The sequence below is a fragment of the Mesorhizobium salmacidum (SeqCode) genome (assembly GCF_037179605.1).
GTDB classification, from domain to species: domain Bacteria; phylum Pseudomonadota; class Alphaproteobacteria; order Rhizobiales; family Rhizobiaceae; genus Mesorhizobium; species Mesorhizobium salmacidum.
In genome coordinates, this window is record NZ_JAPYKS010000014.1 from 60,346 (window position 1) to 81,384 (window position 21,039).

Annotated in this window: 21 protein-coding genes and 1 pseudogene; 6 read left to right on the top strand and 16 right to left on the bottom strand. The window is 63.5% G+C overall.

Features of this window, described 5'->3' with window-relative positions:
• Positions 1 to 215: 215 nt before the first annotated feature.
• Positions 216 to 641 carry a hypothetical protein gene (locus O7A60_RS19440; protein ID WP_337107614.1) on the bottom strand — a complete coding sequence of 142 codons (426 nt, stop codon included), beginning with the start codon at positions 639 to 641 and terminating at the stop codon, positions 216 to 218.
• Between the two features lie 225 nt (positions 642 to 866).
• On the opposite strand from O7A60_RS19440, the gene O7A60_RS19445 reads away from it, so the two are divergent.
• Positions 867 to 1,271 carry a hypothetical protein gene (locus tag O7A60_RS19445; RefSeq protein ID WP_337107615.1) on the top strand — a complete coding sequence of 135 codons (405 nt, stop codon included), beginning with the start codon at positions 867 to 869 and terminating at the stop codon, positions 1,269 to 1,271.
• Here the strand turns inward: O7A60_RS19445 and O7A60_RS19450 are convergent.
• Together O7A60_RS19450 and O7A60_RS19455 are read right to left on the bottom strand one after the other, a co-directional pair.
• A complete protein-coding gene (locus O7A60_RS19450; RefSeq protein WP_337107616.1) occupies positions 1,255 to 2,472 on the bottom strand; it encodes a GGDEF domain-containing protein in 1,218 nt (405 codons plus the stop codon). The genes O7A60_RS19445 and O7A60_RS19450 overlap by 17 nt on opposite strands.
• Positions 2,473 to 2,546: 74 nt before the next feature.
• Positions 2,547 to 3,743, bottom strand: coding sequence for a GGDEF domain-containing protein (locus O7A60_RS19455; protein WP_337107617.1), 1,197 nt, complete (start codon positions 3,741 to 3,743; stop codon positions 2,547 to 2,549).
• A gap of 148 nt (positions 3,744 to 3,891) precedes the next feature.
• On the opposite strand from O7A60_RS19455, the gene O7A60_RS19460 reads away from it, so the two are divergent.
• Positions 3,892 to 4,209, top strand: a complete 318-nt coding sequence (locus tag O7A60_RS19460; protein WP_337107618.1) for a hypothetical protein — start codon at positions 3,892 to 3,894, stop codon at positions 4,207 to 4,209.
• Between the two features lie 36 nt (positions 4,210 to 4,245).
• Here O7A60_RS19460 and leuC read toward each other — a convergent pair whose 3' ends face one another.
• From leuC to rplS, 7 genes are all read right to left on the bottom strand, one after another.
• Positions 4,246 to 5,655 (bottom strand): 3-isopropylmalate dehydratase large subunit, encoded by a 1,410-nt coding sequence (leuC, locus tag O7A60_RS19465; protein ID WP_140510293.1) that lies wholly within the window; start codon positions 5,653 to 5,655, stop codon positions 4,246 to 4,248.
• Positions 5,656 to 5,897: 242 nt separating this feature from the next.
• On the bottom strand, positions 5,898 to 6,533 hold the full coding sequence (locus O7A60_RS19470; protein WP_337107619.1) for a class I SAM-dependent DNA methyltransferase: 636 nt from the start codon (positions 6,531 to 6,533) through the stop codon (positions 5,898 to 5,900).
• A 55-nt stretch (positions 6,534 to 6,588) separates the two neighbouring features.
• A complete protein-coding gene (locus O7A60_RS19475; protein WP_337107620.1) occupies positions 6,589 to 7,398 on the bottom strand; it encodes an amino acid ABC transporter permease in 810 nt (269 codons plus the stop codon).
• Between the two features lie 84 nt (positions 7,399 to 7,482).
• Positions 7,483 to 8,280 carry a transporter substrate-binding domain-containing protein gene (locus O7A60_RS19480; RefSeq protein ID WP_337107621.1) on the bottom strand — a complete coding sequence of 266 codons (798 nt, stop codon included), beginning with the start codon at positions 8,278 to 8,280 and terminating at the stop codon, positions 7,483 to 7,485.
• A gap of 196 nt (positions 8,281 to 8,476) precedes the next feature.
• Entirely contained in the window at positions 8,477 to 9,019 is a 543-nt protein-coding gene (locus O7A60_RS19485) for a MarR family winged helix-turn-helix transcriptional regulator (RefSeq protein ID WP_337107622.1), read from the bottom strand.
• Entirely contained in the window at positions 9,016 to 9,429 is a 414-nt protein-coding gene (locus tag O7A60_RS19490) for an organic hydroperoxide resistance protein (protein ID WP_337107623.1), read from the bottom strand. Before O7A60_RS19490 ends, O7A60_RS19485 begins: the two co-directional genes overlap by 4 nt.
• 156 nt (positions 9,430 to 9,585) lie before the next feature.
• Complete coding sequence (rplS, locus tag O7A60_RS19495; protein WP_027055127.1) at positions 9,586 to 10,131, bottom strand: 50S ribosomal protein L19; 546 nt, start codon at positions 10,129 to 10,131, stop codon at positions 9,586 to 9,588.
• A gap of 339 nt (positions 10,132 to 10,470) precedes the next feature.
• Between rplS and O7A60_RS19500 the strand changes: the two genes are divergently transcribed.
• Entirely contained in the window at positions 10,471 to 11,223 is a 753-nt protein-coding gene (locus O7A60_RS19500) for a sulfite exporter TauE/SafE family protein (protein ID WP_337107624.1), read from the top strand.
• Here the strand turns inward: O7A60_RS19500 and trmD are convergent.
• Together trmD and rimM are read right to left on the bottom strand one after the other, a co-directional pair.
• Positions 11,205 to 11,903, bottom strand: coding sequence for a tRNA (guanosine(37)-N1)-methyltransferase TrmD (trmD, locus tag O7A60_RS19505; RefSeq protein WP_337107625.1), 699 nt, complete (start codon positions 11,901 to 11,903; stop codon positions 11,205 to 11,207). The two genes, O7A60_RS19500 and trmD, sit on opposite strands and share 19 nt — an antisense overlap.
• Positions 11,900 to 12,499, bottom strand: a complete 600-nt coding sequence (rimM, locus tag O7A60_RS19510) for a ribosome maturation factor RimM (RefSeq protein WP_337107626.1) — start codon at positions 12,497 to 12,499, stop codon at positions 11,900 to 11,902. Before rimM ends, trmD begins: the two co-directional genes overlap by 4 nt.
• 408 nt (positions 12,500 to 12,907) lie before the next feature.
• Between rimM and O7A60_RS19515 the strand changes: the two genes are divergently transcribed.
• The 3 genes from O7A60_RS19515 (at position 12,908) to O7A60_RS19525 (ending at position 16,360) form a co-directional block, all read left to right on the top strand.
• A complete protein-coding gene (locus tag O7A60_RS19515; RefSeq protein WP_337107627.1) occupies positions 12,908 to 14,230 on the top strand; it encodes a DUF6161 domain-containing protein in 1,323 nt (440 codons plus the stop codon).
• Between the two features lie 61 nt (positions 14,231 to 14,291).
• Positions 14,292 to 15,230, top strand: a complete 939-nt coding sequence (locus O7A60_RS19520) for a tyrosine recombinase XerC (protein ID WP_337107628.1) — start codon at positions 14,292 to 14,294, stop codon at positions 15,228 to 15,230.
• A gap of 62 nt (positions 15,231 to 15,292) precedes the next feature.
• Positions 15,293 to 16,360: a TraB/GumN family protein gene (locus O7A60_RS19525; protein ID WP_337107629.1), complete on the top strand. Its 1,068-nt coding sequence runs from the start codon at positions 15,293 to 15,295 to the stop codon at positions 16,358 to 16,360.
• A 675-nt stretch (positions 16,361 to 17,035) separates the two neighbouring features.
• On the opposite strand, the gene lpdA is transcribed toward O7A60_RS19525, so the two are convergent.
• From lpdA to odhB, 4 genes and pseudogenes are all read right to left on the bottom strand, one after another.
• Positions 17,036 to 18,442, bottom strand: a complete 1,407-nt coding sequence (gene lpdA, locus O7A60_RS19530; protein ID WP_337107630.1) for a dihydrolipoyl dehydrogenase — start codon at positions 18,440 to 18,442, stop codon at positions 17,036 to 17,038.
• Positions 18,443 to 18,465: 23 nt separating this feature from the next.
• On the bottom strand, positions 18,466 to 19,221 hold the full coding sequence (locus O7A60_RS19535) for an SDR family oxidoreductase (protein ID WP_027145550.1): 756 nt from the start codon (positions 19,219 to 19,221) through the stop codon (positions 18,466 to 18,468).
• Positions 19,218 to 19,723, bottom strand: a pseudogene (locus tag O7A60_RS19540) (hypothetical protein). The gene O7A60_RS19535 and the pseudogene O7A60_RS19540 overlap by 4 nt, the downstream one beginning before the upstream one ends.
• Positions 19,724 to 19,761: 38 nt before the next feature.
• The gene (gene odhB / locus O7A60_RS19545; RefSeq protein WP_337107631.1) at positions 19,762 to 21,039 is read right to left on the bottom strand and encodes a 2-oxoglutarate dehydrogenase complex dihydrolipoyllysine-residue succinyltransferase; all 1,278 of its coding nucleotides are present in this window, start codon (positions 21,037 to 21,039) and stop codon (positions 19,762 to 19,764) included.

Genomic DNA, 21,039 nt, shown 5'->3' on the forward strand with positions numbered 1-21,039 from the left:
GGCATTGCCGCTTCCGGTTGCGACTTCGGACAGCCGGTTTCTAATGCTCTTTTTGCACCGCGTCAAAGCCAGAAAACCGTTTCGAAAACGTAATTTAGTCTGACTAAAAGGCCGGATGCGGCTTCAATCGATTAGCGGCTGAACACCCGAAGCCGGCTCGATATCGTTGCAGTGCAGCATGTCTGGCCCGAGGCGCTGCCGTGCCGGGATTTGCATCAGCGGGTGCAGGTCCGCGGCGTCGACCCCCTCTTCATCACCAGCGCCTCGCGCCCGTCGATCACGATTGCGTCATGCGTCACCGCCTGGTAGCGGCTGCTCTGGTTTGCCGGCGATGCCGCGAACTCCTCGGTGGCGCCTTCCTGCCCGACCACGCGCAGCGACGTGCCGAGATTTTGGATGGTGATCATGCCGCCATTGCCGCACCTGTAGGTGGCCATGCCCGTGGTGAGACGTGGCGCGGTGAGGTCCGTGGTGATCTTGGTCGCAGGTGGCGCGGGCTGTTGCTGGGCGGGAGAGGCAGGCGGCACCACGGGTGCAACCGTGCTCGCGGCCTTGGGCGCGCCGTCTTCCGGCACACAGGCACCGGTCGCGAGAAGCAGCGGAATAATGAACGACACCCGAACCGTTCGGCCAAACATCATGTGCTGCCCCCTCATGCCCCGGGGCACGCTAGCCACGCGGCGCGGCAAGATCAAGTTCGCCCGACCGGCCATGTCGACCGGTTGGAGACCGCAAAAATTAACCATGTTCATTAAGAAACGGCCATTGAGCCGCTCCTCCCCTTAACAAAGGTTAACAAAGAGTTAATTTCCGATTCGGATCAGATCGGGGCGCGATCTCTCTCGCGCCGACAAAGGGAGAGCGACATGCATTCCAACTCATTGCGGGCCAACTCAGTGCGGGCCAAATCGGTGCGGGTCAAACTGGTCCGGACAAGCCTCGCGGTCACGCTGGCCGCACTTGCCGTTGCGGTGGCCGCGCCGGCCGAGGCCGGCTTGCGCCATCACGACCGCGTCTACGCCGATTCGTTCGGCAATCTCGTCATCGACAGCGCCGCCGGCTACAAGCGCATCATCGTCGGCGAAGGCAAGCTGGCCAAACAACTGTCCGACTACACCAGCGCCGGCCAGCCCAAGGTGATCTACCAGAATGAATCCGACGACATATCGGGCGACGGCGACTGCTATCGCCCGCCGGTGTTCGTCAAGGGCCGCTCCTATATGTACGGCCTTTCCGACGGCGAGATGCCGGAGCTCAGCCCCTGCCGCTGATACGGGCCTGGCCGATTCTTACCACGGCCAGCCCATCGGCTGGCCCGGTGGAGACACGCACGCAGTCGCGCCCGGCATTCTTTGCCAGGTAGAGCGCTTCATCCGCACGCCGCATCAGGTCTGAGAAACCCTCGCCCATGTGAAGCTCGGCAATGCCGAAGCTCGACGTGCAGCGCGTGTCGGGCGGCAACCCGTTGACGGGCGAAGCGCCGAATGCGTGGCGGATGCCTTCCGCGAACAGCCGGGCGGCTGCAAGGTTGGCTCCTGTCAGGATAATAGCGAACTCCTCGCCACCGATGCGGCCAACCACGTGATGACCCTCGGCCGCCTCTCGCAGCAGGCCGGCGAAGGTCTCGATCACCCGATCGCCGGAGGCATGGCCGAAACTGTCGTTGACGCTTTTGAAATGATCGAGATCGGCAATGACCATTGCCACCGGCGCGCCCAGGCGCGTGGCGTCGTGCACGGCCAGCTCCGCGTGACGCGTGAAACCGCCACGGTTGAGCAGGCCCGACAGCGTGTCCACCTCCGACTTCGACGTCACTTCGGCAAGCACATCGCGAACGAGAATGGCCAGCATCAGCAGAGCCAGCGCCAGCGCAAAGACAGTGCCCAGCGACTGCGACACCAGCGCGTAACTGCTTTGCAGATAAGCCTGCGGATTGGCGCCCCAGCCGCCGAGCGCATGCGCGATGAACGGCTTTGAGGCAAACTGCAGGCCGCTGGCGGCAAGCAACGCCATCAAGATCAGATCGAGCCGACCGCGGCCTTGCCTCGACTGCCAGACGATGCCGAGGCCGGTGAACTGCATGGCTGCGTAGGGAAGCTGGTAGGCCATCATGCGGGTGAGCGACTGGCGCGGCAGATCCTGCACGAAATAGACCGCGATGGTGGTGACGGCCAGAAAGAGCAGCATCGGCGTCCATGGCGGCGCCACGCCATATTTGCGGGCAAGTCCGCCGTTGAAGGCAATGGTGGCGCCAAGGAAAACGGCAAAGGCGGTAACCACCGGAAGCCGCGCGTCGCTGAAGACGGGAATGCTGAATTCGATCGCCGAATAGGCCATGCCCAGGACATAACCTGACGCCAACCAGCGCGCCGGCGCGCGGCCGGCATCGTGGAACGAGACAGCCATGAAGGATGCCGCTAGCAGGCCGGCGACCGCCAGGTTGATCAACAGGATGAAGTTGGCGCCGCTCATGGATCCTCAAACCCCTGCCGACAGCTAACATCGCCGGGCGAAAAAGACGTTAACGCCGAGCGCGGATGCGGCGGTCAGCTGGCCCTGAGCGGCTCCGGCACGAGCACCGTCTCCGGCCGCTCGTAGGAGACGCGCACGCCGTCGCGGCCATTTTTCTTGGCCTTGTAAAGCGCCTCGTCGGCCCGGCGCAACAAGGGCTCCAGCGTCTCGTCGCCGCTGCGGGCCGCCACGCCGAAGCTGGCGGTGACCTTCGTGCCGGCGGGAAGCCCGACGACGCCGCCGGCCGAATAGAGTGTGCGCACCGCCTCGGCGAACAGCCGGGCGGCGGCGAGATCGGTCAGCGGCAGGAGCACGGCGAATTCCTCGCCGCCGATGCGCCCCGCGGCACCTCGTGCTCCCGTGGCCGAGCGCAGCTTGGCGGCAAAGTCCGCAATCGCGCGGTCACCGGCGGCATGCCCGTGCACGTCGTTGAGGGCCTTGAAATGGTCGAGGTCGGCCAGCACCAGCGCCACCGGGAATTTGGCCATGGCACAATGCTGCAGCAGCATGGCGGCGCGCTCCTCGAAACCTCGGCGGTTGAGCAGCCCCGAAAGCGGGTCCGTATGGGTTTCCGACTTCAGCGCCTTCATCACGTCGAGCGCGGCCGCGGTGAAGAGGCAAAGCGCGATCAGCAGCGACAGCAGTGCGTGCGACAACAACGCCGTCGTCCAGTAGGACGAGCCGTAGAAGCCGTCATAGCTGGCGAAGGGCCCGTGCGCGATGACCACCACCAGGGTGCGCACGAAGAAATTGACGCTGGACAGCAGCGACAGCACGAACAGGATCTTTTCTGTCGGGCCATTGTTGCGCACCGGGCGCAATTCGGCGGCGACGAGCAGGCTGAGGCCGCCGAAACCGAAATTCATCGCCAGGATGCGCCAGGTGAGATCCGGGGTGACGAAGAGAAACCACGCGAACGCCGCAAGGCCGCCGCCCGCCAGCACGGCGATTCCCACACCGGGCACCTTCCTGCCGTAGCGGGCGATGATGGCGCCCGACAGGCAGCAGGCGGCGATGGTGAAGCAGATGTTCGACACCAGCTTGGTCAGCACCACGCCGATCGGCAAGGTGAAATACTGGAACAGGAAGCCGGGCGCCGAGACGCAGTAGCTGAGCGCCAGCACCGCCAGATAGGGGCGATGGCGCTGATAAAACCACAGCACGAGAAACGCCGCGCCGAGCGCCAGCGCGATCGTCGGATTGAGCAACGCTATGAACAGGCCAGTGTCCAAGGACCGTGACTTCCCTCGCTTGACGTCACGGAAGACCTTAGGGGGCAAGCCCAAACAAGCCGTTAAGCCAGGGTGTTGGTGCGATATGTCGGCGGGGGAACCCGGTGCTGTCGACAGCGTTCCTCAATTCACAATCCAGGAGCAGGCCATGGCCGACACGATCACATTGACCGACCACGATGCAATCCGTTCATGGGCTGCCGGGCGCGCCGGCTTTCCGGCAATCGTCGACATATCGCCCGAGGCTGGGACGCAACCCATGCTGAGGCTGGTCTTCGGCCAGAACGCCTATCAGGACCAGGACCAGCCGGAACGGCCCGTCAATGCCGGCGGCTATGAGCTTGTCGAATGGGACGAATGGTTCAAGCTCTTCGAAGAGCAGCAGCTGGCGCTCGTGGTCGCGGCGGACGAACCTGGTCGCCGCGAGGAATTCCACGAGCTCATACGGCGTGACGACAAGGCCTGACCCGGGCGCCAGGCTCGGGTCAATGCCGAGCCCGGCTTATTTCCAGTCGCGGATGTCGACGAAGTGGCCGGCGATCGCCGCCGCCGCCGCCATCGCCGGCGACACCAGATGGGTGCGGCCCTTGAAGCCTTGCCGGCCTTCGAAATTGCGGTTCGAGGTCGAGGCGCAGCGTTCATGCGGCTTCAGCCGGTCGTCGTTCATGGCCAGGCACATCGAGCAGCCCGGCTCGCGCCAGTCGAAACCGGCGGCGAGAAAGATCTTGTCCAACCCCTCGGCTTCCGCTTGCTCCTTCACCAGGCCGGAGCCCGGCACGATCATGGCATCGACATGCGGGCTGACCGTCTTGCCTTCGACCACCTTGGCGACGGCGCGCAGATCCTCGATGCGGCCATTGGTGCAGGAGCCGATGAAGACGCGGTCGAGCGTGATGTCGGTGATCTTCGTCCCCGGCGTCAGGCCCATATAGTCGAGCGCGCGCAGCTTGGAGGTGCGCTTGTTCTCGTCGGTGATGTCATCCGGGTTAGGCACGATGCCTTGCACGGAGACGACGTCCTCGGGCGAAGAGCCCCAGGAGACGATCGGCGGCAGTTTCGCCGCGTCGAGCACGATCACCTTGTCGAAATGCGCGCCTTCGTCGGTCCGCAGCGTCTTCCAGTATTCGAGCGCCGCGTCCCAGGCAGCGCCCTTGGGCGCACGCGGCTTGTCCTTGACATAGGCGAAGGTGGTCTCGTCCGCCGCGATCAGGCCGGCGCGCGCGCCGCCTTCGATCGACATGTTGCAGATCGTCATGCGGCCTTCCATCGACAGCGCACGGATCGCCTCGCCGGCATATTCGATGACATAGCCGGTGCCGCCGGCGGTGCCGATCTCGCCGATGATGGCGAGGATGATGTCCTTGGCCGTGACGCCTTCCGGCAGCACGCCATCGACGCGCACCAGCATGTTCTTGGCCTTGCGCTGGATCAGCGTCTGCGTCGCCAGCACATGCTCGACTTCCGACGTGCCGATGCCATGCGCCAGCGCGCCGAAAGCACCATGGGTGGAGGTGTGGCTGTCGCCGCAGACGATGGTCATGCCCGGCAGCGTAAAACCCTGCTCAGGTCCGATGATGTGGACGATGCCCTGGCGGATATCGTTCTCGGAATAATACTCGACGCCAAAATCCCTGGCGTTCTTGGCCAGCGCCTCGACCTGGATGCGGCTTTCCTCGTTTTTGATGCCGAACTTGCGCTCGGGCGAGGTCGAGACATTGTGATCGACAACGGCCAGCGTCTTTTCCGGGTGACGGACTTTTCTGCCGCTCATGCGCAGCCCTTCGAAGGCCTGCGGGCTGGTCACCTCATGGACGAGGTGGCGGTCGATATAGAGCAGGCAGGTGCCGTCGTCCTGGCGGTCGACGACATGGTCGTCGAAAATCTTGTCGTAGAGGGTGCGCGGTGCGCTCATGTGCGTAAATCCGTCGATCTGAGAATGGGAAAGAACTGATGCCGCAAGCCTGCGGCCGGCCGTCAGGGATCAGCGAAGTCGGCTGGTCAGGGCGCCTGACACGCGCGCGGAGAAGCGCGACGGCAGGCGTTTTCTGTCCTGCAGCACGAATCCCTTGTAGGCCGGATCGCCAAAAAGCTCTTCCATCGCCGGGTAGATAGCAATGTTTTGGCTTTTCGGCAATTGCGGCGTGTCGCCAGCGCTCAGATCACCTCGAATACAAAAGTCCTCACCAGCGCGTCCGGCTCGGCGATCGCATAGCAGCGAAACCACGGGCTTGCCTCAACCGTCCGCCACTTTCCTCCCTGCTCCAATTCATCGAACACCGCCTGGAACCCGCCGCTCTCGAAAACCTGATCGCGCACGGTGAAGATGGCGTGGCCGCCCTTCTTCGTGATGCGCACCAGCTCGTGCAGGCTAGACGCCGGCGCGTGGCTGATGGTGAACACACCGGTGGAGAAGAAGGCGCGGAAATGGCCGTCCGGCCACGGCAGCGGGCCGCCAAGCATTGCCTGCCTCAACTCGCTGTAGGCATTGCGGCTGCCAGCTATCTTGAGCATGTCGTCCGAGAGATCCAGCCCGGCAATGTCGCTGTAACCGAGCGCTTTCAAGGAAGGTCCCGACAGGCCGGTGCCGCAGCCGGCGTCGAGCAGCGGCCCCTCGCCCGCCGGCACGTGGCGCGTCACCCAGGCGGTGATCAGGAACGGCAGGAGATAACCGAGCGAGGCGGTCTCGCTGTCATAGGTCGCGGCCCATGCGGCATAGGCCTGCGCCAGCGTTTCGGGCGTATCGGCCGTGTAGACCGAATCCAGCGCCGCATTGGCCTTGTCGATGTTCATGGGCACGCTCCTCCTCCGGTAAACGCCCGAGCCTAACGCTGTCCTGGCCGAAAAACTATTCCTCGTGCTGGCGGCGCAAACGCCGCTCCAGCGCCCTGAGCGACAGCGACAGGCCGACGGTGAGGATGAGATAGATATAGGCTGTTATCGAATAGGTCTCGAAGAAGCGGAATGAGCCGGCCGCATACACCTTGCCCATCTGCGTGATGTCGGCGACGCCGAGCACCGAGACCAGCGAGGAATCCTTGACCAGGGCGACGAAATCATTGCCGAGCGGCGGCAGGATGGTGCGGATCGCTTGCGGGAACACGACCAGCCGGAAGCGCTGCGCGCGGCTCAGCCCCAAGGCCTTCGCCGCCTCGATCTGGCCTTTCTCGACCGACTGGATGCCGGCCCGGAAAACCTCGGAGATGAAGGCCGAATAGCCGATGGTCAGCGCCATGATGGCGCGCCACAGCAACGACACGTCGCGCACCAGCAGCTCGCCGAGAATGCCGGTGCTCTGCAACGGTGCGGTCAGCGCGTTCCAGGCCGCGACGAACGCCGGCGCGCCGGCAAACGCGATCCAGAACAGCAGCACCAGGATCGGCACGCCGCGAATTATCTCGACATAGAAGCGCGCGATCTGCCGCAGCCAGGTCGAGCCCGACAGGCCCATGAGCGCAATGCCGAGGCCGATGATCGACGCCATGGCGAAAGCGACCACGGTGACGAAGACGGTGATGCCGATGCCCTTGGCGACAGTGGCGAAGACCTGCGCGTAGAGATCGCTGGCCGCGATGGCGAGGGCGGCCGCCAACGCAAGGACGCCGGCAACGGCGAGCCACCAGGGAAAGTCGGGTTTGGAGATGGAGGGGGCTGCCATCAGGTGGCGTAAGAACCGAGAGAGGGACGCGGGCGCAACCTCAGCGCAACTCCCTGCCCCTCAGACGCCATCAACAAGATTGGCTCACTGCCCCATCTTGTAATCAAGGAACCATTTCTTGTTGAGCGCATCGAGCGTTCCATCCGCCTTGAGCGCCGCGATCGCCGCATTGACCGGCTTCACCAGGTCCGAGCCCTTGGGGAAGATGAAGCCGAAATCCTCGGTGCCGAGCGGGCCGCCGATCAGCTTCAGCTTGCCCTCCGAAGCATCGACATAGCCCTTACCCGCGGTGCCGTCGGTCAGCACGACATCGACATCGCCGGATTTCAGCGCCTGCACCGTGGCGCCAAATGTTTCGAACAGTTTGATGCGCGGGTTCTGCTCATTGCCGTCCAGCACGCTGTAGACGGCGGTATAGAATGGCGTGGTGCCCGCCTGCGCGCCGATCAGCCCGTCCTTGAAGGCGCCGAAGGTCTTGGCATCGGTGAAGCGGCTTTCATCGCCGCGCACCAGCATGAACTGTTCCGAGCGCATATAGGGGTCGGAGAAATCCACCTTCTGCTTGCGATCGTCCTTGATGGTGATCCCGGTCATGCCGATGTTATACTGGTTATCCGAAACCGCCTGGATCATCGCGTCCCAGGAGGTGTTCTGGTACTCGACCTTGAAATTGAGCCGCTTGGCGATCTCGTTCATCGCGTCATATTCCCAGCCGATCTGTTTGCCGGTCTTGGCATCGATGAATTGCAGCGGCGGATAGGCATTCTCCGTCACCACCACCACCTTTTTGCCGCCGAGATCGGGCAGCGCCTGCGCGAAGGCGGCAACGGGCGCCAGGACGAGAGCCAACAGGCCGGCCAGCAGCAATTTTGATTTGGTCATGACAACACTCCCCGGAAATTGAAAGCGCCCGGATATCGACCGGGCTTGCAGGAAAATCCGGCGCCGACTTTAGCTTTCCGCAAGCGCCATGCAAGACGGTCCGCTGCGTTGGGATAGCCCAAAACGGATTTGGATGCCTTCAATCCGGAGATTCCGGAACGATCCGTGCCACGGCAATGGACGGCTGCGTTGACGGCTAGGATTTGCCCGTGTCGGGGACCGACGCTTCCGCGTCCGTCGACTGGTCGTCGGCCACAGCGCTACGCAGGCCCGCGACAAGATGGGTGAGTGTGCCGTGCAGGGCCTTCGCTTCACCTGGTCCGAGCGGGACGCTGCAGGCAAGTGCGGCCGAGACATCCTTCATGCGGGCGCGCAGGGCCTGGCCCTTGGCTGTCGGCTCGACCAGCACCCGGCGCTCGTCCGCGGCATCGCGCCGGCGGGTGACCAGGCCGCCCGCCTCCATCCGCTTGAGCAGCGGCGTCAGCGTCGCTGAATCCAGGCCCAGCGCTTCGCCAAGATCGCCCACCGTGCTCGGCGCGCGTTCCCACAGCGCCAGCATCGCCAGATATTGCGGATAGGTCAGGCCGAGCGGATCGAGCAACGGCCGGTAAAGCTTGGTCATCAGCCCGCTCGCCGAATAGAGCGCGAAGCAGAGCTGCTGATCGAGCCGTGGCACCGGGATCGCCCCGGCGGCCTCCGCCGGGGCCTCGCTGTCTTTCGTTTCGACCTTTGTCGTCATGCCGCCTTTACCGAAAGCGCCACCTCGACATTGCCCCTGATGGCGTTCGAATAGGGGCAAACCTGATGCGCCGCCGATACAAGCGCTTCCGCCGCCGCCTGATCAAGGCCTTTTGTCTCCACTGCCAACGCGACGCCGAGCCTGAAGCCCTCGCCGTTGGGAAGCAGGCTGACGGTCGAGGTTACCGCGGCATCCTCGAGCGGCAGTTTCTGCTTGCGCGCGACGAAGCGGACGGCGCTTTCGAAGCAGGCGGCATAGCCGATGGCGAAAAGCTGTTCGGGATTGGTGGCGCCGCCCGGCCCGCCGAGCTCCTTGGGCATCGCCAGGTCGACCTTGAGCAGGCCGTCGCTGGTCTCGCCATGGCCGGCGCGACCGCCGGTCACGTGGGCCTGTGTGGTGTAGAGTGCCATATCGTAGTCTCCAATCATATTGTGCACGATTATTTAGTACACTATGTAATTGGAGGTCAACCACCGTTCCGCATTCCCGGAACTGAAAGCGTTCACAGTCTGGTGAAACGAAAAAAGGCGGCCAAAGCCGCCTTTTCCAAAATCCTTCGTCGAACCTTATTCGGCGGGGGTCGCTTCAGCGGCCTTGGCTGCTTCGGCCTCGGCGGCCGCCTTCTTCTCGGCGGCTTCCTTGGCAGCCGTCTCGGCGGCCAAGGCCTGGGCGGCGGCGACCTTCTCGGCCTCGATGCGGGCCTTCTCGGCGTTCAGCGCGTCGCGCTCCTCATCGTTGAGCTTGCGGGCGCGCACGCCGGTGTTTTCCGAGATACGAGCCGACTTGCCGCGACGATCGCGCAGGTAATAGAGCTTGGCGCGGCGCACCTTGCCGCGGCGCACGATCTCGACGCCTTCGACCATCGGCGAGTAGACTGGGAACACGCGCTCGACGCCTTCGCCGTAGGAGATCTTGCGGACGGTGAAATTTTCCTGGAAGCCGGAACCAGCGCGGGCGATGACGACGCCCTCATAGGCCTGGACGCGGGTGCGGGTGCCTTCGGTCACGCGGACCTGGACGCGCACGGTGTCGCCGGGCTGGAATTCGGGAAGCTTGCGCTTGGCTTCGATCTTGGCGGCCTGTTCGGCCTCGAGCTGACGGATGAGATCCATCTAGAAATCCACTTCTTGTTCTTCCGACAGTCAGAGCGCCCTACGCTCGCCTTGCAGTTCCATTCGACCGCTCGGCTATGCCCTTTGTCTCCAAGACATTTGTCTTCAAAACATCGGGCAGGGGCGACTACACCGTCATTGTTGACGGGTCCGGCAGATTGTTCTTGCCGGTACGGGCGGGCACATACAGCTATTTCGGCGCTTTGTCACGCCTTGCCCACGCATTTTTTGCCGGCATGGCTCCCGGCATGGCACCATCTTAATCCTGCCGTGCCGGGTTGCGCAGGTCCGGCAAGCTCCCTAAGGCAGAAATAGCACACATCCTTACGGCGGCCCTCCATGTCTGTCTTCCACGCCATCCTGCTCTTCCTGGCGGGCTTTCTGTCAGGCGCCGCCAACGCGGTCGCCGGCGGCGGTACCTTCATCACCTTCGGCGCCATGACATTGGTCGGCGTGCCGCCGATCGTCGCCAACGCCACCTCCTCGGTGACGCAATTTCCCGGCTACATCACCTCGACGCTCGCCTATTGGGACGACATCAGACACTTCTGGCGCGGCGCGCTGCTGCTCTGCCTGATCTCGGCGATCGGCGCCATGGCCGGAGCGCTGATCCTGCTGGCGCTCGACAATCCATCCTTTCGCGCCCTGGTGCCGTGGCTGCTTTTGGGCGCGACGGCGCTGTTTGCCGCCGGACCCTGGCTGAAGCCGGCGCCGAAACCTGGACATGAAGCGGCCGTGGGTTCTCTCGCCGGTTCGCTGGCGCAATTCGTCACCGCCATTTATGGCGGCTTCTTCGGCGCCGGCATGGGCGTGATGATGCTGGCCACCCTCGGCCTGACCCAGGCCGGCGACTACCACCGGCTGAACGCGCTGAAGAACATGCTCGCGGTGGTCATCGCCGCTGTCGCCATCATCGTCTTCGTGTCGGGCGGCGTCGTCGCCTGGCCGCAGGCGATCATCATGATCCCGGCCGGCGCGCTGGGCGGCTATGCCGGCGTCTGGATCGCCAAGCGCGTGCCGCAGAACGTGGTGCGCGGCTTCGTCGTCGCCGTCGGCCTGTTTCTCGCCTTCTACTATTTCACCAAAGGCTGAGCGCCCAGAAGATCGGGCCGCCTCTCCTTCGTCAGCCGCTCTGACTGCTCACGCCGCCAGGCGGCGATCTTCTTGTGATTACCCGAGATCAGCACTTCGGGAATCTCCCGGCCCTCGAATTCCTGCGGCCTGGTATAATGCGGATGTTCGAGCAGGCCGTTCTCGAAACTCTCTTCCTCGCCGGACACGGCATTGCCCATCACACCGGGCAACAGCCGCACCACGGCGTCGAGCAGCACGAGTGCCGCCGGCTCGCCGCCCGACAGGATGAAATCGCCGATCGAGACTTCCTCCAGGCCGCGCGCGTCGATCACCCGCTGGTCGACACCTTCGAAGCGGCCACACAGGATGAGGGCGCCCGGCCCGGCGGCGAGCTCGCGCACGCGCGTCTGCGTCAGTGGTTTGCCGCGCGGGCTCATCAACAGCCGTGGCCGCGAATCACCGGGAGGCGAAGCATGGTCGACCGCCCTGGCCAGCACATCGGCGCGCATCACCATGCCGGCGCCGCCGCCGGCCGGCGTGTCGTCGACGGTGCGATGCTTGTCGATGGCGAAATCGCGGATCTGGATCGCATCAAGCGACCATGTGCCGGCCTCCAGCGCCCGTCCGGCCAGCGACACGCCGAGCGCGCCCGGAAACATCTCGGGATAGAGCGTCAGAACCGACGCGGCAAAACTCACCGGTTGCCCCCGGCGTCGCGCGGTCCGCGCGGCCTGCCCTTGGGGTCGAAATCGTCCTCGCGCGGCGCCTCGCCATCCTCGTCCTCGACCAGCCCGGCCGCCACCGGGTCGACGCGGACAAAACCCTCGGCGATCGACACGGCAGGCACGGCGGCCTGCGTGAACGGGATCAGTACACCCTTGCGCCCGGCGAGCGTCACATCGAGGATGTCGCCGCCGCCGAAATTGTGCACCGCGACGACCTTGCCGATGGCGGCACCGGTATCATCCCGGATTTCCAGCCCGATCAGGTCGGCATGGTAGAATTCGTCCTCCTCGCCATCGTCGGGCAACATCGAGCGGTCGACGAACAGCTCCGTACCGGCAAGCACCTCGGCCGCATTGCGGTCACTGACGCCCTTGAACCGCACCACGACAACGGTGTTGGCAGGCCTTATGTCGGTGATCTGGAAGGCACGGCCGTCCCTGTCGTAGAGCGGCCCGTAGTCGGCCAGCGCCATTGGATCGCCGGTGAAGGTTTTCACCCTGAGCTCGCCCTTGATGCCGTGCGCGGCTCCGATCACGGCCATTTGGACGGGGTTTTGGGGTTTGCTCATGGGCGAAAAATCCTTTGCCCCTGCTCTAGCGCCGCCTCGCCGTCATTTCAATGACGGGCAGAAAACGAAGGCCCAGGCCAGGAAGCTTCCTGAGGACGTGGTCGTCGGGTCAGCGAGGTAAGCGCTCGATCTCTTCGCTCGCTGCTAAGCGGTTGCGATTTGACGTTGAGTATTCTCTTGACTAGGCATTTTGGACGTTCCCTTCCACTGTCGTTGCGCAAGGATCATCACGTAAGAGGCCCGGCAATCATAGCGCCTCCTTTGCCGCAAGAAGCGTTACTGCCAATCAAGGTGCGAGGCTTAGCAAGAGGAGAAGGGAATACCCATACCGTTAGAGTTCAATCCGTTCACCATTGCGAAGTGAGAGCCGTCCTGTAAAACTTCGAACGGGCCACCTTGGGGAGACTGATGCAAGATAGCACATATCGCTTTATCCGATCGATTTTGGGCTCAAAGATATATGACCCGGGCAGCTCTAATTCTCGCGAGGCCGTAGCTCTCTATTCCGGTCAACAGCTGACAATATACAAGCGCATACTAAGTACGGTGGTAAGAGAAGCGAATAACAGGAAATCTTCGGATAATTACTACAGTCGGCTAAGGTCGGCAGCTGAAAACATTATCAATCAAGGCACCGAAAATTCTCCACCAGAGGTAAATATAATCGACCATCGGAGTATACTTGTATCCGCCGTTCCTATTGTCACCGACCCGATGGCAGGTGAGGCGCGGGATTGGCTCAAAGCGAATGGCAACACCGATGACGACATTTTCACGGCATTTGTTGCAGGTCTGATGTATGAGTTTCAGCCGCTTTTCGACATCCCAGCTAGTGAAATCCCAAGTGCCGTGCTTCCAGAACTTAGCAACTATGCTGCTCTGAGAGCTATCGAGATCGCGCCCCTCGATTCAAGGGAGGGGATATCTAGAAGACTCAATGACATAGCCACGACGGCCAACACACTGCTGGACGACATCAAGTCACAAACGGCCGCCGCATCTAATAGTATTCGAGAACTCTCCGAGCAGTTACAGGAGCGCGCTGCCACGGCATTGCAGGCAGCAGAAACTGCAGCAAAGCAGGCCGGTGAATTTGGACTTCGAACCAAGGACTTGGGCGATCGGATCGACTCATTTCAGGTTGATATCGAGGCGAAAACCCAAGACGCACAAGACAAGCTAGACAGCTTCCTCGACGCAGCAAGAGCTCGGACCGCGTACCAACACATTGTCAAATATTGGGATGACCGTGCGAACGCTTCATGGTGGGCGCTTGTTCTGTCGAGCTTAGTACTCGCGGTGTTACTTGTGGCGTTGCCTGCCTTCGCGGTCTATGAGAACGATGTGGTGGTCACGCTTCTGAAGCATCTGACTGACGCGACTAGTGTGCCAGTAGGCACGACCGAGCCGAACGCCGTGGTTCTGACGGTTGCCACGGTTAGCCGGCTGGTCGTCATCACCATTCCGTTGGCGCTATATTTTTGGCTGATCAAGCTTGTCGTGAGATTTAACATGCGATCCATGCTGCTTATGGACGACGCTCGGCAGCGGTCCACCATCATAGAAACATATTACAAGATGATCGAGCAGCAGGCCGCAACCAAGGAAGACCGCGCGATGATCCTACAGGCGCTTTGCCGCCCGCCGCCTGGTCACGGTGGCGATAGCGTAGATCCTCCAAGTCTCACGGACGTTGTAGAGAAGGCTGTGGGCAAATCAGTCACCCCCTGACCTAAAGAAATGTGGTTCGCCTCTTCACCGCTTCCTAACCCGAATACCCGAAAATGCCGCGATGCAGGAATTCCTCATACCGGCAAAACCCGATCTCCAGGCGGCGCGTGAAAGCTGGCTGAAGATGCTGGCGCGCGAACGCCGGCTGTCGCCGCAAACCGTCGAGGCGTATGAGCGTGATTCACGCCAATTCCTGCACTTCCTCACCGGCCATATCGGCGGACCGCCCGGCATTTCCGATATCGCCGACCTGCGCCCGGCCGATCTGCGCGGCTTCCTCGCCGCTCGCCGCAATGCCGGTGCCGGCGCACGCACGCTTGGCCGCGGATTGGCCGGCATCCGTTCGCTGCTGCGGTTCCTCGAACGACGAGGCCTGGCCAATGCGGCTGGTGCGGCTGCCTTGCGCGCGCCGCGCCAGCCCAAATCGCTGCCCAAGCCGCTGACGGCGAGCGATGCCAGGCACGTGGTCTCCGTCGAGGGTCAGCTGGCCGAAGAACCCTGGATCGCTGCCCGCAACGCCGCCGTGCTGACGCTGCTCTACGGCTCGGGCCTGCGCATTTCGGAAGCGCTTGGGCTGGCCGGCGCCGATCTGGCATCGGAGGCCGACACCGTGCTGCGTGTCACCGGCAAGGGCGGCAAGACGCGGCTGGTGCCGGTGCTGCCGGTGGCGATCAGGGCGATCGCCGAATACCGCAGGCTCTGCCCCTACCATCTCGACCCGAAGGAATTGCTGTTTCGCGGCGCGCGCGGCGGCCCGCTCAACCCGGCCATCATCCAGCGCGACATGGCGAAACTGCGCGCGGCACTCAACCTCCCCGACACCGCGACGCCGCATGCCTTGCGCCATTCCTTCGCCACCCATTTGCTCGGCCGTGGCGGCGATCTGCGCACCATCCAGGAACTCTTGGGCCACGCCAGCCTGTCGACGACGCAGATCTACACCGGTGTCGACACCGCAAGACTGCTGAAAATCTACGAATCGGCCCACCCCAGGGCCTGAACCCTTCAATTTTGCCGTCCCGATTAACGGTTTTGCCGCTTTTCGGTCCTAGAAATGGGATCATGAAACGCGTCATCGCCATCGCCGACCGTGCAGCTTCCGTCTCGCTGAAACTGCTTGTCGCCCTCAACGTGCTGTTTTTCCTGTCCTTCCTTGCCGTGCTGCTGTTCGCCGCCGGCAGGGCGCACGCGGAAGTCCCGACCTGTACCGGCGCCGACATGCTGTCGGCCTTGCAGAAGGGCAACCCCGCCACCTACGACAAGATCGAGGCGGAGGCGGCGGCCACGCTCAATGGCAAGGGCCTGCTGTGGAAGCTGGAAAAATCAGGCGAACAGCCATCCTACCTGTTCGGCACCATGCACATGACCGATCCGCGCGTGACCACGCTGCCGGTCTATGCGCAGAAAGCCTTTGACGCCGCCGGCACCCTCATCATTGAGACCACCGACGTGCTCGACAAGCAGAAGATGATGGCGGCGATGCTGAAGGAGCCGGACCTGATGATGTTCACCGACTCCACGACGCTGTCGTCATTGCTGTCGCCGGACGAAGCGGCGGCTATGAACGCCGCGCTCGACGCGCGCGGCATCCCGCCGGCAACGGTCGCCAAGATGAAGCCATGGATGTTGTCGGCCATGATGGCGCTTCCAGCCTGCGAACTCGCCCGCCAGGCCGGCGGAGCGCCGGTGCTCGACGTCAAGCTGGCGGAGAGCGCCAAGGCGGCCGGCAAGCCGGTGGAAGGATTGGAAACGGCCGAGAGCCAGCTGCGCGCCATGGCTTCGCTGCCGCTCGCCTTCCACATGAAGGGTCTGGTCGACACGCTGAAGCTGGGCGACAAGGTCAACGATATCAACGAGACCATGATCGTGCTCTACCAGCGTGGCGACACCGGCATGTTCTGGCCGCTGTTCCGCGTCGCCATGCCCGACGAGCAAGACAATCCCGCGGGCTATGCCGCCTTCGAGGAGACCATGATCACCAGCCGCAACAAGGTGATGGTCGATCATGCCGGGCCGATTCTGGCCAAGGGCAACGCCTTCATGGCGGTCGGCGCGCTGCATCTTCCCGGTCCAGAGGGACTGGTCGAGGATTTCCGCAAAGCCGGCTATACTGTCACCGCCGTCAATTGAGTCGGATGGCAGCGGAGGCCCGCAAACGCCGCGTTTCCGGCGTTTTCCTCCGCTAGCGTGAAACCCAATCAACGGTTGCGCGTTGATGGATGTTGATTGACCATTTTTATTTCCCGGAGGACACGTTTATGGCGAACACACCAAACCCAAACGATCCGTACAATTCGTCCACCAATGCCCCTCGGCCGAGCGGCGGTGGCGGCAGCCCTTGGCTGATTGCGCTGGTCGTCGTTATTCTGGCGATAGTCGCGTATTACGTTTTCGGAAGAAGTGGCCAGCACCCGGCACCCGCCGAGCCGCCAGCGGCCAGCACACCGGCGCCCGCGCCCGCGCCCGCTGAACCGATGAAGCCCGCCGAACCGGCCAAGCCAGCCGAACCGGCTCCCGCGCCCGCTCCGGCACCAGCCCCAGCTCCCGCGCCTGCCCCCGCACCGGCTCCAGCCCAGTAGGCGGCTCGAATCAAAGAGGAACGGCCCGCTCAAAGGCGGGCCGTTTCGTTTTGGACGGCGAGCACAGGGTGTTTTGAAATTCAGGTCAGGCCGAGCCAAGAATGGTGAGGTCCGAGAACTGAGCGTACTTAAAATACATAAGTACAGTCCTACTGCGACGCAGTAGAACGGGGAAGCGCGGGAACGCGCCCTTGGCAGGCCGGCATCACCTGAATGTCGAGACAGCCTAGATATGGATCGGCTTGAAGAACGTCGCCAGCGCCGCTTCCTTCACCGCTTCCGACATCGTCGGATGCGCGTGGCAGGTGCGCGCCAGGTCTTCCGACGAGCCGCCAAACTCCATCAGCACCGCCGCCTCGTGGATCATCTCGCCGGCGCCGAAGCCGACGATATGGACGCCGAGCACGCGGTCGCTCTGCTTGTCGGCCAGGATCTTCACGAACCCGTCGGTGTGCAGCATGGCGCGCGCGCGGCCATTGGCGGTGAAGGGAAACTTGCCGACCTTGTAGTCGATGCCGGCCTTCTTCAGCTCTTCCTCGGTCTTGCCGACCGAGGCGATCTCCGGACTGGTGTAGACCACGCTCGGAATGACCTCATAGTTCACATGGCCGGCCTGGCCGGCGATGGTCTCGGCCACCGCCACGCCCTCGTCCTCGGCCTTGTGCGCCAGCATCGGCCCGGCGATGACATCGCCGATGGCATAGATACCGGGAACATTGGTCCTGAGGTGGCCGTCGGCCTTGACCCGGCCGCGCTCATCGACGTCGACGCCGGCTTCCTTTAGACCGAGGCTATCCGAAAAGGCGCGGCGTCCGGTCGAGATCAGCACCACGTCGGCATCGATCGTTTCGGCGGCACCACCCTTGACCGGCTCGAAAGTGACGGTCGCGCCCTTCTTGGCCTTGGCGACGCCGGTGACCTTGGCGCCGAGCTTGAACTCAAAACCTTGCTTGGAGAGCAGCCGCTGGAACTGTTTCGACACCTCGCCGTCCATGCCGCCCAAAATGCTGTCGAGGAACTCGACCACGGTGACCTTGGCGCCGAGCCGTGCCCAGACCGAGCCGAGTTCGAGCCCGATGACGCCGCCGCCGACCACCACCAGATGGCCAGGCACCTTTTCCAGCGACAGCGCGCCGGTCGACGACACGATGATTTTCTCGTCGAAATCGACCTTGACGCCGGGAATGCCGGCGACATCGGACCCGGTGGCGATGACGATGTTTTTGGTCTCGATCTCCTCGACCTTGCCGTCCTCGCCGGTCACCGAGACCTTGCCGGCGGCGACCACCTTGCCGGTGCCGCGGAAGGCATCGATCTTGTTCTTCTTGAACAGGAAGGCGACGCCATTGACGTTGGACAACACCGTCGCGTCCTTGTGCGCCATCATTTTCTTCAGGTTCAGCTTGGGTGCCGGGATTTCGACACCGAGCGTGTCGAAGGAATGGCCGGCCTCGGCGAACATCTCGGAGGCATGAAGCAGCGCCTTGGACGGGATGCAGCCGATGTTGAGGCAGGTGCCGCCGAAGGTCGCGTTCTTCTCGACCACCGCGACCTTCAGCCCGAGCTGCGCCGCCTTGATGGCGCAGACATAGCCGCCCGGTCCCGAGCCGATGATAACCACGTCATAAGCCATGTTGTTTCCCTTTTGCTTGGGGCTCAGCGGCCGCCGCTGACATTCAGGATCGCGCCCGTCGTATAGGACGCGGCATCGGATAAAAGATAGAGGACCGCGCCGGCGACTTCATCCGCCGTGCCTGCTCTCTTCATCGGCAGAAGATCGCGAAACCGTTCTATCCGGTCGGGCTGGCCGCCGGAGGCGTGGATGTCGGTGTCGATGATGCCCGGCCGCACCGCATTGACGCGAATGCCTTCCATCGCCACCTCGCGGGCGAGGCCGATGGTGAAGGTGTCGATGGCGCCCTTGGAGGCTGCATAGTCGACATATTCGCCCGGCGAGCCCAGCGTCGCCGCCGCCGACGAGATGTTGACGATCGATCCGCCCGACCCGCCATGCCGCGTCGACATGCGCTTGACGGCCTCGCGGGCGCACAGGAACGAGCCCACGACATTGATGCGCATCATGCGTTCCAGCCGTGACACATCCATCTCGTCGACGCGCGCCTTGACGTCGACAATTCCGGCATTGTTGACGAAGGCGTCGAGCCGGCCAAAGGCGTGGTCGACAGCGCCGAACATGGCCACGATATCGGTTTCCTTGCCGACATCGCCCCTGACGGCAACAGCTTCGCCGCCGCCGGCCTTGATCTCGGCAACCAGCGCATCTGCCGCAGCCTTGCTGGAGGCGTAATTGACCGCGACGCGATAGCCAGCCTTGGCTCCCAGCCGGCAAATGGCAGCGCCGATGCCACGGCTGCCGCCGGTGACCAGCAGCACTTTTTGCGTCGCGCTCATTCCTGGCATCCCTTCATCGCGAACACATCCGACGGCACTTTCGAAAAACCGCTGCCGCCATAGGCCCGGGATGCCGCAACGCCGGCCCGAGATCGGGCAGGATCAGCGTCTTCGGCGCCTCGACGCCCTCGGCCGGCAAAAGCCCGATATTGCCCTTTTCGTCGGACGTGTAGATGACGCCGTTCCACAGCGTGCAGGCGGCAAGCTCCTCGCCGGTGACATCGCCTTCCGGACATTTGTACATCAGCGCGCCGTTCGGCCGCGCCACGCCCTGGGTCCATATGACGATACCGTTCAGCACGACATTGTTGTCGAGGACCAAGCGAAACCTGTTGGTGACGGTGGTCGACGTGCCTGTTGGAGTGAAGTCGATCTCCGCGCCGCTCTGGCTGTCGCCGTAAACGGCAAGCTCGGTTGGACAGGCGGCATGGGCATTTGCAACAGCCGCGAGAATGCCGGCCACCAGCACGACCGGTCTGGCGAGCCCAGGCAAAAGGGCCATCATTGGCCAGCCCTGCCGCAACCCGCCATCCGACCGCCTCAGAGATCGAGCACCAGCCGCTCGGGATCCTCCAGGCTTTCCTTGACGCGCACCAGGAAGGTTACGGCTTCCTTGCCGTCGACGATGCGGTGATCGTAGCTGAGCGCCAGGTACATCATCGGCCGGATCACGATCTGGCCGCCGACCACGACCGGCCGCTCCTGGATCTTGTGCATGCCGAGAATGCCCGACTGCGGCGCGTTGAGGATCGGCGTCGACATCAGCGATCCGTAGACACCGCCATTGGAGATGGTGAAGGTGCCGCCCTGCATATCCGCCACCGACAGCTTGCCGTCACGTGCGGCAATGCCCAGCCGGCCGATATCCTTCTCGATCTCGGCGATGGACATCTGGTCGGCATCGCGCACGACCGGAACCACGAGACCCTTTTCGGTGCCGACCGCGACGCCGATATGGGCATAGTTCTTGAAGATGATGTCGGTGCCGTCGATCTCGGCATTGACCGAAGGGATTTCCTTCAGCGCGTGCGTGACGGCCTTGGTGAAGAAGCCCATGAAGCCGAGCTTCACGCCGTGCTTCTTCTCGAACACGTCCTTGTATTTGGTCCTGAGCGCCATCACGGCCGACATGTCGACCTCGTTGAAGGTGGTCAGCATGGCTGCGGTCGACTGCGCTTCCTTCAGCCGGCGCGCGATGGTCTGGCGCAGCTTGGTCATGCGCACGCGCTCTTCACGCGAAGCATCGTCGCCCGACGACGGCGCCCGGACCGCGACCGGTGCTGGCGCTGCCTTGGGCGTTTCGGCCGGCTGCGACGGCGCGCCCTTGGCGATGGCGTCGAGCACATCGCCCTTCAGCACCTGGCCGCGCTTGCCCGAGCCGGAAAGCTGGTCGACCGACAGATTGTTCTCGGCGATCAGCTTTGCCGCTGCCGGCGCCGGCGGCATGGTGCGCGGCTCGACCGGGCCGGCGTCGCCTGCAACCTTGGCGGTCTCTGCCGCGGCCTGCTTGGTGGTCTGCGCCGCGTCGGGGCTCGAAGCCTGCGCTACCGCTTGCGGCTTGGTCGCGGGAGCAGCCGCCCCACCGCCCGAAATCGACCCGAGCAGCGCGCCGACGCCGACCGTCTCGCCTTCTTTTACAGTGATTTCGCCGAGCGTGCCGGCGGCGGCGGCGGGCACCTCCACAGTCACCTTGTCGGTCTCGAGCTCGACCAGCGGCTCGTCGGCGGCAATGGCATCGCCGACCTTCTTGAACCATTTGCCGACGGTCGCTTCGGTGACGGATTCGCCAAGGGTGGGAACGCGGATTTCGGTAGCCAT